This window comes from Bacillus sp. OTU2372 (genome assembly GCF_038440275.1).
In the GTDB taxonomy this organism is placed as follows: domain Bacteria; phylum Bacillota; class Bacilli; order Bacillales; family Cytobacillaceae; genus Neobacillus; species Neobacillus bataviensis_B.
The window spans coordinates 1-15876 of sequence record NZ_JASATK010000045.1; the positions used below are offsets into that span (position 1 = coordinate 1).

Sequence of the window (15876 nt, forward strand, 5' to 3'; positions counted from 1 at the left end):
GGCAGCAAAGGTTCTTCCGGCAGCAAAGGTTCTTCCGGCAGCAAAGGTTCTTCCGGCAGCAAAGGCTCTTCCGGCAGCAAAGGCTCTAAAGGCGCTAAACGTCCTAAAGGCTCTAAAGGCTCTAAAGGCGCTAAACGTCCTAAAGGCTCTAAAGGCTCTAAAGGCTCTAAAGGCTCTAAAGGCGCTAAACGTCCTAAAGGCTCTAAAGGTAAGAAATAATTGGATTTATAAAGCCGGTACTTCAACAAGTGCCGGTTTTTTTTTAAGGTTCTTCAAAACAAACTGCAGCCCAATTTAACCCAATCTACATAAATACCTAGATCATATAAGCAGAGTTATTTACCCAAATATAAAATTGTTAGGCAAAAATCTATTTAAGTTTAAAAATATTTATCTAGATAGATGCTGATTTGTATAATTACAGGATATTCGTTTAGAACAAGCCTTCAATTTAGACGTACTATATGGCAAGGGACAAGAAGAGAATAAATGGAAAAAAATCAGAAGGAAAATAAATGAAGGGAGTAAATTAACTTTTATGTATCATCATTTGACAGTGATTGTTACTATAACAGCTTTTATTCTAACTATGGTGATGATCTTCATCCGTCCCAAAAATATGAACGAAGCTATACCAGCTATGATTGGAGCTATTATAGTCTTCTTAAGCGGTAGTGTGTCAACAGGTGACTTGCTTGACATCAGTTCCAAGGTAACTGGGGCTGCGATTACCATAATAGCCACGATTGTAATGGCAATAGTTCTTGAGAGCATAGGCTTTTTCAGCTGGACCGCGGCATTAATGCTTAAACTATCAAAGGGATCTGGTTACCGCTTATATTGGAACACCTTGCTGTTATGCTTTTTAATGACGTTATTTTTTAATAACGATGGAAGTATTCTAATTACTACACCGATCCTGATTTTAATTTTAAATAATTTAAAATTAAAAAATTCACAAAAAATCCCATTTCTTTTAAGTGGAGCGTTAATCGCCACAGCCTCCAGTGCCCCCATTGGTGTAAGCAATATTGTTAATCTGATTGCATTGAAAATTATTGGAATGGACCTTTATATGCAAACCGAAATGATGTTTGTGCCAGGAGTCCTCGGCCTATTGTTCTTATCATATTTGCTGTACCTAGTCTTCAAAAAGAATATTCCAGCGCAAATCGGCTTCCATTCATACTCCATTCCGCTGCAAAAAAACCGCCCATTCCATCCGCTCCAACAAAAGTCAGAAAGTCTGTTTGACCAACAAAAGAAACTTATGATAAAAATGTTAATCTTCGTCCTCATTGTCAGGATTAGTCTATTTGTAGCATCCTTTATCGGCATCTCGGTCTCTCTAGTAGCGGTTTGTGGTTCGCTAATTCTTTTGATTTGGAGATGGATGTATTTAAAAGTCAACCCAAAGGATGTCCTAAAAAAAATACCATGGCACATTTTAATCTTTGCTTTCAGCATGTATGTGATCATTTTTGGCTTACACAATATCGGACTTACGGCTTATCTAATCGAAAATCTAAAACCTCTTGTCAATGACAGCTTCTTACATGCAAGTTTAACAATGGGTGTTATCACGGCATTTTTATCAAATATTTTTAACAATCATCCTGCCTTGATGGTCTCAACCTTAGCATTAACTGAAATGGGACTAGACCCGCTAATTATGAAAACGGTGTATTTAGCAAATATAATTGGAAGTGATATTGGATCCCTTATTCTACCGATTGGAACCTTGGCAACCCTAATATGGATGCATATATTAAAGAAAAGCAAAATTAAGATCACCTGGGTCGAATACATTAAAGTAACGCTGATCGTCATACCGCCAACCTTAGTCTTTACCTTAATCAGTTTGTATCTATGGCTTTTACTCTTTTTTGTAAAATAATCTCACATAAACAAGTTTGATGAGGGTTAATTTGTTCATTAAACTTGTTTTTTTTATTCTGAGTAAGAAGACTACTACACACTTTTTACATTTATGAATAATAAATAATGGGAAAACTTTTTAAGTTTGGGATACAAGGATGTGAAGGAGATGTGGCACAATTCCCATTAAACCAACGAGAATTATCAATACGGATAGAAAACATCTATAAACAAATCATTCAAGCCAGTGATCATGTAGAGGATCATCACGAGTTCCAGGACGATGCTAGAATCTGTCGGGATAATTTAATTTCATATTTAGGATTTCGTGAACAAAGCTTACTTGGTATACGTCAAGAACTAAAAGAAAAAGGGCTTGCAGATCTTTTTCAATCACCTACACACCTTTTATATACACTAGAAAAAATATTATCCTATTTAAATATCTCATTACCTTCGCAAAAGAATCTAGTGGTTTCAACTCCATATGATTCAAGAAAAATCTTAAAAAAGCGGACAGATGAACTTTTCGGGAATAGAATGCAACCGAATCAACCAGCAATTATGGTCACGGTAGATTCAAAAGTCTTAAACAATCCGAACCAGATAGAACAGCTAATTCTAAATGGAATGAATATTGCCAGAATCAATTGCGCTCATGATGATCCGGAAATATGGAAACAAATAATTGATGCTATACGGGATGTTGAAAAAAAACTAAGGATTGAAGGGAAGTATCAAAAGACCGAATGTAAAATCTATATGGATTTAGCCGGTCCCAAGGTACGAGTTGGGAAGCTGCCTGATGCTCCTATTTATGTGAGTAAAGGGGATCGGCTGCGATTATATTTGAATTCCGATACCGAGGGGCATTCGGCAGTGGAGGATACTCCTGCCGGCGTCCCGGTAACGCTGGAAAAAGCGTTTCGAAATGTTCGGGTAAACGATTCTATTTTTATCGATGATGGGAAAATCCATGGTAAAGTATCACAAGTTACCAAGGAATTTGTAGAAGTGGAAATCCATTCACCCGCACCCAAACCAGTAAGGGTTAAAGAAGGGAAGGGGCTAAATTTACCTGATTCGCTCTTAAGCCTAAATCTCCCTGCATTAACAGAAAAGGATTTAGCGGACATACCGTTTATAACTAAGCACGCGGATATTTTAGGAATATCCTTTGTCCACTCCCCACTTGACTTAAGAAAATTACGTCAAGAATTAGAAATACTTAAGCGAACCGATATTGGTGTAGTCGCCAAAATTGAAACAAAGGACGCTATCCATAATTTGGCGAGAATCCTTTTAGAAGGTTTACATTTTAACAGATTCGGAATCATGCTGGCAAGGGGCGACTTGACTGTTGAGGTTGGTCCTGAAAACTTATCATTTGTGCAGGATGAAATCTTAACCATCTGTTCGGCTGCCTACACACCCGTTATATGGGCAACGGGTGTATTGGAGAAGCTCACAAAAAAAGGAATCACAGCGCGTGCAGAGATAACCGATGCTGCCTATGGGAGTCGGGCAAACTGCATCATGCTTAATAAAGGGCCTTTTGTCGTCGATGCATTGAAAATGCTTGTTAAATTGTTACGTACAGTGGAAGTTATTCCGGCGAGACACAAAGCACTGATTGACTTAACCGCGCAGTTTGGGGTATTTAAAAAATAGCAGCCGCCTAGATTAACAGTTTTAGGAAGCTGCTATTTTTTTTTAAAATCCCTTTTTATAGTAATCCTCCATAATCACGTCTGGAACCATACTTCCTCCTGTCGCCCAAACGATATGCGCAGCTTTTTTGTTAAGCAAATGATTTTTTTGTAAAAATGCCTTCCCTTCTTGCACTAGTTTAACCGGGCCAATCATTCCTGCGAGAGCAGAAGGTTCCAATCTAATATTCTCTGTATCAACCAGAACCCTTAAAAGTTTAAATAACTCATCATCTCTAACTGTAAAAGCACCACTTAACATAGGCGCGATGATTCTGCCGACAAATCCGGACGGTTTTCCTACAGCAAGTCCATCTGCCGCCGTAATATTATCAATCCCTATATCTCGGACGGAAATCTTTTCATGGAGTCCTGTTAATAATCCAAGTAACATACAAGGAGAATGAGTAGGTTCAGCGAAAAAGCAGTAAACATTGTTTTGGAACAATTGTTTTAAACCGAACGTAACACCACCGGGAGCCCCGCCCACACCACAAGGCAGATAAACAAACAAGGGATGATCTTCGTCGACTTTTATCTGAAGCTCTTCTAGTTGACTTTTTAACCTTAAGGCAGCCACGGCGTATCCGAGAAATAAATGCTGTGAGTTCTCATCATCTACAAAATAACAACGGGGATCTTTTTCTGCCTGAATACGACCAGCCTCTACCGCCTTACTGTAATCCGTCTCATATTCGATTACTTGAACACCTTTATCTCTTAGCAGGTCCTTTTTCCATTGTTTCGCATCTGCTGACATATGGACAGTTACCATAAATCCTAATTTAGCACTAATTATCCCAATGCTTAGTCCTAGATTACCCGTGGAACCTACCGCAATTTGATATTGTGAGAAAAATCGGCGGAATTCTTCACTGTCCAAAATAGAATAATCATCATCCTTGCGAAGAAGGTGTTGCTCAATCGCTAAATCCTCGGCATATTTGAGGATTTCATATATGCCACCTCTTGCTTTAATCGAGCCGGAAATGGGTAGATGGCTGTCACATTTTAACCATATATCTCCTACTATTGGCTGAGCGTAATTCTCGACTAATTTATTCTTCATGGCAGGGATCTTAACTAAGTTTGATTCAATGATTCCGTTGGTTGCTTTAGTTTCAGGAAACACTTGAGCTATATAGGGAGCAAATCGTTTCAGTCGTTCTTCAGCATCTTGAATATCCTCCAGAGTGAGCGGGCAGTCTTCCAGGCGGTTTTGAGTCGTTTGGATTTTCGGATTAAACCATAAGACTTCGTTATATGATTTCATTTTTTTGATTAGGTTAAGGGCCTGAGCGTCAAGCAAACTTTCAATCTCTACTGGGTTCACATTTTTCCCTCCATGTTTCAGATTTGATATCTATAGTTTAACATTCCTAGTTTGTGGGTTGAATCGATTTACTCTAGGTTTGTGGGTTATGATGAGTGGGACCTATTTTCAAAAAAATATGAATAATCAACAATACTTGGATTTTCTCGAAAGGACGGGTAAAATCTAAATTATGGTGTTTTTACTAATAAATCATGTAGATTGGGGCAAGACCAATGATTGCTAAAACAGAAGAGGATTTTAACAGTTTAAAGGAAATTGGCAGAATTGTAGCATCGATAAGAGATGAACTAGTGAAAAGAGCTGTACCAGGTGTCACCACTAAAGAACTTGACGATTTAGCCGGAGAACTTTTTGAAAAAGAAGGTGCGATTTCCGCACCCAAAGGCGAATATGATTTTCCTGGCTATACTTGTATCAGTGTTAATGAAGAAGTCGCGCACGGAATCCCTGGGGAACGCGTAATCCAAGAAGGGGACTTAGTGAATATCGACGTATCTGGTTCAAAAAATGGTTACTTTGCTGATACCGGCATTTCCATTGTAGTTGGCAAAGGAGAAGAGATCCTTACCAAAATTTGCGATGTTGCCAAAGAAGCCTTTGAAGCAGGGTTAAAAAAAGTAAAACCAGGTGCTAGAATTACAGGAATGGGTAAAGTTGTTCATCAAGTAGCAAGACAGCACGGATTAACCGTTGTTCTGAACCTTACCGGCCACGGGATTGGGCGTACGATTCACGAAGAACCTGAGTATATTTATAATTATAATGAAACTTCAGACCACGGGCTGTTGAAAGAAGGAATGGTCATTGCCTTTGAACCGTTTATCTCTACCCATGACGAGGAAGTATTCCAGCTGGATGATGGCTGGACTTTTGTAACAGAGCAAAGCTTTGTTGCACAATATGAACATACCTTGATTGTTACAAAAGATGGTCCCGTTATTTTAACCAAATAATGAATGGATGGAGAGCGTATGTAGGTACGCTCTCTTTTTTATTTCATTGCGATTGCAGGCTTGTGGAACTTTACTAAGGGCTTCCGATTGTCGATGATATGACAGATACTGATAGTGACAAAAACAAAGATGTTAGAGAACAAGGGATGGCTAAACAAGCCTGGCGGACTTGAAAAAGCTGCTAGTCATTAAATCCAGAAAGAACACGCTGAATAAAACTCAGCGTGTTTTTTATTGACTATGCACCACTAGATGTATTACAATTATCTCATATTCGAGATAATTAGCTTCAAAATAATTATCCAACGAATTTGGAAATACTAGCAAAAAAGGTGTACTGCGTATTATAGCTAACAAACAATTGAATTGATCGAGACTGGGGTAAGTAACAAATTGTCGTGGATACCTCTACCATTTAAGAATTTGAAAGGAGAGTTTAGATGAAACATATTTTTCAAAAAGGAAAAAATCCTGTAAAACCAACTTTGCTATTACTTCATGGAACTGGAGGAAATGAATTAGATCTCTTACCGCTGGCTGGAATGATTGATGAAGAGGCGTCTGTACTAAGTGTTCGTGGAAATGTATTAGAGAACGGAATGCCCCGCTTTTTCAGAAGACTAGCGGAAGGTGTTTTTGATGAGGAGGATCTTGTTTTCCGAACCAAAGAATTAAATGAATTTCTAGATGAGGCGTCACAAAAATATGAGTTTGACCGAAAAAATATCATTGCCGTCGGCTATTCGAATGGGGCAAATATTGCGGCAAGTCTATTATTTCACTATCAAAATGCCCTAAAAGGTGCTATTCTTCATCATCCAATGGTTCCGCGAAGAATCGAGCTTCCTGACTTAACCGGAACCAATGTGTTTATTGCCGCAGGAACTAATGACCCAATTTGTCCACCATTGGAATCGAAGGAATTACAAGGATTACTTCAAGATGCCAACGCATCTGTAGAGCTGCACTGGGAAAATCGCGGACATCAATTAACCAGAGAAGAAGTAGAAGAAGCAGCCCAATGGTATAAAGGGATTATCGGTTAAGGAGGTTTTAAAAAATGCAATTATTAGGACTGCATCATGTATCGATTTTGACAGGCAAAGCCGAGAGGAACTATGAATTTTATACAAAAATTTTAGGCATGAGATTAGTTAAGAAGACGGTGAATCAAGATAATACTGAGTCCTATCACCTTTTCTATGCGGATGCCGAGGGAACTCCAGGTACAGAGGTCACTTTCTTTGATATTCCAGGCCTAGGCCACTCCTACCGAGGAACTTCAGATATTTCTACGGTTTCTTTAAGGGTAAAAACAACCGAGGCATTGTTATATTGGAAAGAACGTTTTACCCAATTCGGAATACAACATGACCCTATTATTCAAAAAAGGGCCGGGCGCGATACATTAGCATTTCGAGACTTTGAAGGAACCCGCTTAATACTTGTGGCAGATATGGAGGAAACCGGCGTTAGAGCCGGTATCCCCTGGAAACGGGACGATATCCCTGTTGAACATGCCATTATTGGATTAGGTCCAGTCACACTTACAGTCAGCATTGCCGAACCAACGATTGGAATTCTTACAGAAATAATGGGATTCCGATTTGTGAGTTCCTATCCATCATTAGATGGTGAATATCCTGATATTTTGGTTTATGCAACAGGAGAAGGTGGCAGTGGAGCAGAGGTCCATATTGAACCAAGACCAGATCTACCGCGTGCACGAATTGGACGCGGCGGAGTTCATCATGTGGCCTTTCGGGTACCTAATGAGGAGGAATACCATTTATGGGCTCAACGTTTAAAGGAACACCGGATAGCCAATTCAGGTAAGGTAGAACGATATTATTTTAAAGCACTATATTTTAGAGAACCCAATGGCATTTTGTTTGAACTATCAACTGATACACCTGGCTTTGCGACAGATGAACCATTGGAAACTATGGGTCAAAAACTGGCATTACCACCATTTTTAGAACCGAGACGTGAACAAATTGAAGCAAAATTACGTCCTCTTGAATTAAATTAAAGTCATATCTCAAAAACAGGCGAAAAAATTCGTCTGTTTTTATTTATGTTAATTGGATAAATTAACTATAAAATAAGTAATTTGTGAACGAAAGAATTCGATACCAAGAGGGGGAAGTAATTTGAAATGCCCGCAATGTGTCTATACAAATCCGGATGGTGTGAAATTCTGCTTAAGCTGCGGCGAAAAGTTCTTTAAAAATAATACGGAAGAGGATGAAAACAGCTTATTTTATGAATTTGCCCATTATGTGGATATGGTTCCGAGATTTGAACGTTCGGTTGAACCAAAGTTTCAAAACGTCTTTTCTCGTGTCTTCAGAAATCATAGTGAACTAGAGGCTGAACGGCTTTTCATCGTAGGCACTGCGCTTACCACACCCAAAATAACGGAAGTGACAGAAACATGGCCAAAGCCTTGGCTTTTTGCCAGAGTGTTCATATTTGCACTGATTGCATTTTTAGGATTATATATTGGCGTAGGTTATTTTAGAAATGTAAACTTTATACCTGGACTTATCATTGTTGGTGCTTTTGCTGTTCCGTTGACTACTTTAATCTTCTTCTGGGAAATGAACGCTCCGCAAAATATTGCCTTTTATCGGATTATTTATGTTGTGTTTATCGGCGGGATTCTCTCTATGTTAGTCGCCCTATTGTTTTTCGACATCCTAAAACATAATATCAATCCCATTACGATCGGAATTGCAGAGGAACTCGCCAAAGCAATAACGGTGATCACTTTTGTACGGTACCGCAAATACAGGTATATCCTAAATGGACTTCTCATTGGTGCAGCCGTTGGAGCAGGATTTGCAGCTTTTGAAACTGCTGGTTATGCCCTAAGAGCGCTGCTTTCCGGGGATGGCAAAAATCTGTACATCACGATGCTATGGCGCGGTATTTTGGCTCCTGGCGGCCATGTAGCCTGGGCCGCTTTGACTGGTGCAGCATTCTGCAGGGTTCAAGGGGACCAGCCTTTTAAGTTCAACATGTTATTCAATATTAAATTTTTACGCGTCTTTATCTTGGTAATTTTGATGCATGCCTTATGGGACACACAAATTCCAGGAATGTTCCCCTTTGGACAGATCTTCTTAATGGTTTCTTCATGGATTGTCGTTTTCCTGCTGATTCGTGCTGGTCTTAAAGAAATAGGCAATAAAAAATTGACGTTTAAATATCACTCCAACATTCATTAGTAAAGAGAATATGCCATTATCTAAAGGGGGATATCGATGGATTTATCCTTTATTTTAAAATCTTTTATACTGTTCTTTACGGGTGTTGTCCTGCTTCGAATCGCTGGAATAAAATCAATCGCACAGATGACACTTGCCCAAACGATCGTAATGATTTCTCTTGGCCACCTTATAGTTGAACCAATTGTAGAGGTAAGTATGATTAAGGCAATTGGAGGGGCAATCATTTTTGTGGTGTCCATCCTAATAGTTGAGTATATCCAGCTTCATTTTAACCCTTTTGAAAAATTAATTATGGGAAAAACTAAAATAGTTATTGAAAACGGGGAGCTAAATGTTAAAAATTTAAAGAAGCTTCGATTAACTGTTGACGGGCTGGAAATGCGGATGCGCAATATGGGTCTAACCAAGTTATCTGACATCAAAATCGGGACGATTGAACCAAACGGACAATTGGGCTATGAATTAAAAGAAGACGCGAAACCACTAACGATTGGCGAATTTAAAAAGCTAATGAATCAAATCTCACAACAAAACCTAACTACAACGAACAAAGATTCTAGTCAGGACATATTCGCGGAGATCCATCAAAATACTCCACAAAAACATCCAGAATATTTGAATTAACTAGTATTAAAGACATAAAAGAAAGCCCCATTGGATTTAATTAACGATTTAATTAACAATGAGGTATTAATAAAAAAGGAGCAGCCATTTAAAGAAGCTGCTCCTTTTTTATAGACTTTTATCGCAATGTCTTTAATGCGCCGCCCCAAGCAAGAACTTGATCTAGCATTGCATTTACATTGTTTAGATGTAATTCCTGAGGTTTAAAGTCAGTACCATTTTCAAAATCAGTAAATAAAGATAATGTAGGGTGGACTCGGACATCGGCAATCAATAATTCTCCGCAAATCCCGCGTAAGTGCTCAGCAGCACGCGCACCGCCGGTAGATCCATAGCTGACGATACCAGCCGATTTGTTGTTCCAAGCCTCACGTGCACAGTCAAGTGCATTTTTCAATGCTCCTGTGATGCTATGGTTGTACTCTTGGACGATAAACACAAATCCGTCTAAGCTTGAAAGCTTTTCATTCCATCTTCCTAATCCAGGCTCAGAGCCGTCAGTTGTACCTAAGAATGGTAAATCAAAATCTTTAATATCGACGATTTCGTAATTTGCATCCCCACGTTTATCAGCAATTCCTTTCACCCATTCGCCGACTTGTGGACTTACACGTCCTTGACGTGTACTGCCTAGAATAATTCCGATGTTTAACTTATCATTTGCCATACTGTTTTCCTCCTTTGTTTCATTACCAAATAATTTGCTAAAGAAACCCATTTGATACACCACCTATGGCTAAATACAATTATGTAAAAAAAGTTTCCCTATCTTTCCAATTCATTAGCCTTACAATTCCTAATATCAGTTATTTAACGTGACTTTATACCTGTAATCAGGGAACATTTTTAAAAAAATTTAATCAACTTCTAATAATTTCTTCGGATAGTTGTCCAAACAATTCCTTTACCAATTGAATTTATTGTACAAGGGAGGTGATATTTATGAATCCAGAAGATGTTATATCGATTGGAGCTAATTGTATTCTCGAAACCAGAAGAAATGGTTTCTTTTTGGTGGTAGAAATCGAAGCAGAAGCTGGTAATGTTGAAATCGAGGAATATGTTTTTATTCGCATTTCCCGTAGAGAGGCTAATACGTTCTTGAATGCAGGAGTCCAGCGTTGCCGAGTAGTAACTAGCAGGCCAACTTCTGATAATTTAGAAGTGAACTTCGTTTGTGTATTGATTTTAGATGGAGAGGCATTTGCTTTGTTTGATGTAGAAGATGACACAGACGAAGCTGTACTTGTCGAAATCTCTTTAGCTGAGGCACGCCGTTTGATTCGGAGAGGTGCAAGACAATGCACAGTAATTAATAGACGTCTCTTCTAAATACAGTATTAAGTTTTTAGTAACAAAAAGGTCTTCCGAAAAATTGGAAGACCTTTTTTTGCTTTACATATTTTCCTTAACGTTCACCATATAGGTTTCCTGTGTGACATTTCCTTTTCGTTTTAATTTATTCCAACCAACGGTTACTCCTTTTATTGCGGAGAAAATAGATTTTATCACTACATAAGTCATAAGCTGTTTGTACAATATCCGTTGTAAAAACAAGGAAATCAGTGGTTTAGGGCTTTCATTCTCCAAACGAAACGCATATAGGGACGTAACGAAATCGAGCAGGTAAAATAAGATAAAGCCTATGGCTGCCTTTCCTGAGCGGCCGTTAAAAAGAGCTATAATAAACAATATATCTGCAATAGGAGAGATGGTTTGATAGATATATTGAAAAAGCCACATATTTGGTAAGCCGATAAAACCTAATGTATTGTGTTTCTTATTAAATAAAGCCGCACGATGTTTCCATAAGCATTGTAATGTACCATAAACCCAACGGTACCGCTGTTTTGCAAGACTTTTTAGATCTTCGGGAACTTCTGTGAAGGCATAAGCCTTTTCCTCAAATTCAATCTTTTTCCCTTGACGTAAAAGGGTAAGAGTGATATCGGTATCTTCTGCCAGCGTATCCTCTTTAAAGTATCCTGCTTCTTCCACATCCGTCTTTCGCCATGCACCGATCGCACCTGGTACGACCGTAATACAATTTAAAGCCGCAAATGCCCTTCTCTCTAGGTTAAAGCCTGTTACATATTCAATATGCTGCCAGTTTGTAAGGAGGTTCCCTTTATTACCGACTTTGACATTACCTGAAACAGCAGCCACGCTTTCATTTGTAAAATGGTTAACAAGCAGGGAGATCGCATTATCAGCGATGAGTGTATCTGCGTCAAGAGCAACGACGATTTCTCCTTTTGCTTCTTTGAAACCAAGATTCACTGCAGAGGATTTCCCCCCATTAGATTTTTTTATTAATCTGACGAGAGAATGGTTTGAATAGTTTTTTTCAACAACACCAGCCGTATCATCCTTTGATCCATCGTCAATAATTAATATCTCAAAAGCAGGGTAATCGCTCGATAATATAGACTCAATCGTTTTGCAAATTACTTTTTCCTCATTATAGGCGGCAATAACGACACTTACAAACGGGGTAAAGGCAGGGTCAATCACAGTCTCTTTATACGCTTTTACCTGCTTCCTAGAAAGGAAGACAAAGAGCACCAGGCGCAAGATTCCTAAGATAATAGCTGAGTAGAAAAGGACGAATAATCCTAAACGCCAGCCCTGCATAAGCTTAAAAACAGCTTTATCATAGACCAAATAAGGGCTGTCTTGATTAGCAGAAGGCATAATCTGACTATCTGTTTTTCCAATCAAATGACCAATTGTTGTAAAGGTATAGCCGCGCTGTTTTAGTTCTTTTATGATAATCGGCAAAGCCTTTACCGTGTTGGAGCGGTCACCCCCAGAATCGTGGAACAAAATCACATTTCCCTCTGGCAGCTGCTGCAACACACGCTTTACAATTTCATTACTAGAAGGTCTTTGCCAATCGTCAGAGTCTATTAATTCGCCGACCATCGTATACCCTATATCCTGTGCACGCATGATAGGCAGCAGTTCACTTCTTGTGCTCGGTTCCGCATCTGCCACATACGGTGGGCGGAAGAGGGTCATTGAGTGCCCAGTAATTTCCTCAAAAAGTCTTTGATTAGCATTTAGCTCCAATTTTGTTTGCCATGATGCGGTCGATGCAACATCAGGATGTGTAAAGGTGTGACTGCCAATTTCATGGCCTTCTCCATGAATTCTTTTAATCAGTTCTGGATGCAGAACTGCATTCTCTCCTACGATAAAGAAGGAACCTTTTATATGATAATTGTTTAAAATGTCCAATATTTGCGGTGTATAGACTGGATCTGGACCGTCATCAAAGCTAAGGACGATTTCCTTCTTTTTTGGTTTTCCATAACGAATCACTTCAAAAGGCTTTGGTAATTTGGTATAGGTTTCATTTTGTATCAAATCTTGTGGATCCATTTCTATGGTCCTTTTACCTTTTTCTGATTGAGAAACCACTTTTAAAATTTCTCCTGCGCCTGAGTAGTGAACAGGTTCAGGACTGACTAATGTTTTCAGGGCAATGGACGGATTTTTCATTGCTTTTGGTTGATTAATATAGTTCCAGATAGAAGGATCTTCGGAACCAAGACGCCAGACAGCGATTCCTTTTGAACCACTTTCTATCGCTGTCTTCATTTGATTATAAAATGTTGCGGCATCTAAAAACCAAACAGTATGGTTTTTTCCGTTTATTTTGTAACGTAAATATGGATTGCCTACTTGTTTATTCCAATTGATATTAATGTTCGTACCCATTCCAAGATTCATTATATCCCCGAAAGTAACTGTTTCAGCAGGCTCCTTGGAGTTTTCTTCCCAGTCATACCCGTAGCTTCCCAAACTTACAATTAATTTTTCAGAAGGAATATGAAGGCGGTTCAAGCTGCCCTTTACCCAATCTACTGGTGCGATAGGTCCAGGATTACTCGTAGAGTTGTGCTGGTCATATAGCATAACGAACATCCGGTCAACATTATTTGCTAAAGAAGCATAGTCAAAGCTAGTGTTACTTGGCGGGACATCAATTGATACCAATAGGTCATGTTGATGAAATGCATCAGAAACTTTATTTATAAAGCTTGACAATTCAGCTTTGTCCTTTTGGTTGATATTCTCAAAGTCAATATTAATACCAGCAAAGTCATTTGTTCGCACATAATCCAACAAATTTTTAATAAAAAGATCCTCCGCACCGGGAGTAGTAAATAACCGATGAAGAGTTTCTGTATCCCATTTATTATTAATAAAATTATTTACTACTGGGAGAACCTTTATCTGATGTGCTTTTGCCTCTGTAATAATAGACGAGTCATTGCTGGATTTAAAGGTCAGGTCAGTATTAAGCTGCAGCCACTCGGGCACTAATGTGGTTATCGAATCGATATTTTTTTTAAAAGAAGTTTTGCTGTTTGCATCCCAATTGACGTAAAAACCATAAACTTCTTGTTTTTGTGAAATTTGTACTTTGTTTTCTATTCCATCTTTTTTTTGAACAAGAGGGGTAGGATTGTTTTTTTCCAGCTGGCTGGCAAGCTGTTCTTTAGTGAAACTTTGATTAATGGGTTCAATCCTGGTTGTGACTCCACTTTTATTTAATTGTAGGTTCGGAAACACCGGGTCAGTATATAGACTTTCAATAAAAATAAAAGATACTAAAACAACTAATAGAGTAAAGCCGGTACTCATACGTTTAATTATCGACCAGCGTCTTTTTTCTGGATCAAGAAAGACATGTTCTTGATTTCGTTCCCTTTTTTTTAGCCCTATATTGTAAAACCAATGGAAGAAAAAATAACAAACAAGCCCGATTAATCCACCCAAGGCTGGTGTTAAATTATATCCTTCTAATACAGGTACATCCAGGAAAGGCAAATCTCGAATAGTAGGAGTAAAAAGGGTAATTAACGTTCCAAGTAAAATGGCGATGATATTAAGACGAAACAAAAGTGAGAGAACGAGCAATAATGGAATTCTTACACTGTATATAGGCAAAAATGCCAGGAAAAATCCAAGTGAACTCGCAATGGCCCCTCTATTACCAGTGACGGGTGCAAAAAATGATCGAACAATCCACCTAAAAACTCTATTCACGTAATTCCTCCTTATAGGTGTTTGTTGAGAGTTAAATTTTAATAGAATGTATTACTTTCTTGATGCTGCGGTTACTGCGTTATATTTTTCGACAAAAAAAGACTACCAACAAAAGGTTAGGTAGCCTTAAATAGATTTTGGGGGTAGAATGAAATGTTTTTTTTATTTCTAATGGTACTTGAGTAAATTTTTGGTTTTTAGTTTCTTAAATTTACTTAGCTACCCCCATAAACCCTAAAGGTTTTGGCGAAATTTGTATTGCCATCCTGAATAAAAAGACAAAAGGGGAAGAATATGAACAAAAGAGCTATAGGAGCCCTAACCATGGTGTTAGTGGGATCCGTTACGTTTTCTCTCACCAACAACTTGTTATCCAATCAATCTACTAAACAATTGAACGAAGTAAATAATTTACCCATTTCAGATGAACCAAAATCAGCTGATAACTTAGACTCAGCAGAAAAAAAAGTGAACGATCAAACAAAAGGAACAGCGGATAAAATTACAACAGAAAATAGTACCTTAAAAGAGCAAACGCCAATAACGGAAAGAAAGAACGTGGATACTACGGTCTCTATTAAGCCTGTTACTCTTCAGGCGGAGAGTAATAAAACCACAGCTCAGGTTCAAAACAATACCACAAATATAAGAGCTGCTTCATCAACAACTAAAACTACAGCACCTGTTACTACTAAAACAACTACAACATCGACAAGTCCAAAAACAACCACCAAGACGGCACCGACAAACTTGACAACAACATCGTCATCAACGACGACAACGGCACCGACAAACTCGACATCAACAGCATCATCAAAGACAACAACAGCATCATCAAAGACAACAACGGCACCGACAAACTCAACATCAACAACTAGCAATCATGGACAACAAGTTTCTCAAGCTGCAAAAGCAAATGCTGCGAGTCGTAAAGATCAAAAAGGGAACAATGGAAAGACAAATTAATCTACTAAAAAGGGGACCATTAGGGCCTGTTGACAATCTTATAGGAATTTCAAAAACCTGTGTAGAATTTATCTCTATACAGGTTTTTTATTGGAGGAATTCTTATGATGGGCCGT

The 15876-nt window shown here is 38.5% G+C and carries 13 protein-coding genes; 10 read left to right on the forward strand and 3 right to left on the reverse strand.

Annotated features, from left to right (window positions below; all coding sequences use genetic code 11):
* The 3 genes from AAHB15_RS29295 to AAHB15_RS29305 form a co-directional block, all read left to right on the forward strand.
* On the forward strand, positions 1-298 hold a 298-nt coding region (locus tag AAHB15_RS29295), incomplete at its 5' end, for a hypothetical protein (RefSeq protein WP_342043847.1).
* A 240-nt stretch (positions 299-538) separates the two neighbouring features.
* Positions 539-1897 carry an arsenic transporter gene (locus tag AAHB15_RS29300; RefSeq protein ID WP_335575658.1) on the forward strand — a complete coding sequence of 453 codons (1359 nt, stop codon included), beginning with the start codon at positions 539-541 and terminating at the stop codon, positions 1895-1897.
* Positions 1898-2049: 152 nt separating this feature from the next.
* Complete coding sequence (locus AAHB15_RS29305) at positions 2050-3549, forward strand: pyruvate kinase (protein WP_335575657.1); 1500 nt, start codon at positions 2050-2052, stop codon at positions 3547-3549.
* A gap of 42 nt (positions 3550-3591) precedes the next feature.
* Here the strand turns inward: AAHB15_RS29305 and AAHB15_RS29310 are convergent, their stop codons facing one another.
* Positions 3592-4920 carry a D-serine ammonia-lyase gene (locus tag AAHB15_RS29310; RefSeq protein WP_335575656.1) on the reverse strand — a complete coding sequence of 443 codons (1329 nt, stop codon included), beginning with the start codon at positions 4918-4920 and terminating at the stop codon, positions 3592-3594.
* 215 nt (positions 4921-5135) lie between these two features.
* Between AAHB15_RS29310 and map the strand changes: the two genes are divergently transcribed.
* The 5 genes from map to AAHB15_RS29335 all read left to right on the forward strand — a co-directional run bounded on the left by map (position 5136) and on the right by AAHB15_RS29335 (position 9736).
* Entirely contained in the window at positions 5136-5876 is a 741-nt protein-coding gene (gene map, locus AAHB15_RS29315) for a type I methionyl aminopeptidase (RefSeq protein ID WP_335575655.1), read from the forward strand.
* Positions 5877-6316: 440 nt separating this feature from the next.
* A complete protein-coding gene (locus AAHB15_RS29320) occupies positions 6317-6922 on the forward strand; it encodes an alpha/beta hydrolase (protein ID WP_335575654.1) in 606 nt (201 codons plus the stop codon).
* Between the two features lie 14 nt (positions 6923-6936).
* Positions 6937-7908: a ring-cleaving dioxygenase gene (locus tag AAHB15_RS29325; protein WP_335575653.1), complete on the forward strand. Its 972-nt coding sequence runs from the start codon at positions 6937-6939 to the stop codon at positions 7906-7908.
* 121 nt (positions 7909-8029) lie between these two features.
* Positions 8030-9109 carry a PrsW family intramembrane metalloprotease gene (locus AAHB15_RS29330; protein WP_335575652.1) on the forward strand — a complete coding sequence of 360 codons (1080 nt, stop codon included), beginning with the start codon at positions 8030-8032 and terminating at the stop codon, positions 9107-9109.
* Between the two features lie 36 nt (positions 9110-9145).
* Positions 9146-9736: a DUF421 domain-containing protein gene (locus AAHB15_RS29335; RefSeq protein ID WP_342043848.1), complete on the forward strand. Its 591-nt coding sequence runs from the start codon at positions 9146-9148 to the stop codon at positions 9734-9736.
* 118 nt (positions 9737-9854) lie between these two features.
* Here AAHB15_RS29335 and AAHB15_RS29340 read toward each other — a convergent pair whose 3' ends face one another.
* A complete protein-coding gene (locus AAHB15_RS29340; RefSeq protein WP_335575650.1) occupies positions 9855-10454 on the reverse strand; it encodes an NADPH-dependent FMN reductase in 600 nt (199 codons plus the stop codon).
* A gap of 224 nt (positions 10455-10678) precedes the next feature.
* On the opposite strand from AAHB15_RS29340, the gene AAHB15_RS29345 reads away from it, so the two are divergent.
* Positions 10679-11068: a hypothetical protein gene (locus AAHB15_RS29345; RefSeq protein ID WP_335575649.1), complete on the forward strand. Its 390-nt coding sequence runs from the start codon at positions 10679-10681 to the stop codon at positions 11066-11068.
* A gap of 63 nt (positions 11069-11131) precedes the next feature.
* Here AAHB15_RS29345 and AAHB15_RS29350 read toward each other — a convergent pair whose 3' ends face one another.
* Positions 11132-14794, reverse strand: coding sequence for a glycosyltransferase (locus AAHB15_RS29350; protein WP_420491231.1), 3663 nt, complete (start codon positions 14792-14794; stop codon positions 11132-11134).
* A 324-nt stretch (positions 14795-15118) separates the two neighbouring features.
* Here AAHB15_RS29350 and AAHB15_RS29355 point away from each other — a divergent pair, with 324 nt between their 5' ends.
* Complete coding sequence (locus tag AAHB15_RS29355; protein ID WP_342043849.1) at positions 15119-15760, forward strand: hypothetical protein; 642 nt, start codon at positions 15119-15121, stop codon at positions 15758-15760.
* The last annotated feature ends 116 nt before the right edge of the window (positions 15761-15876 follow it).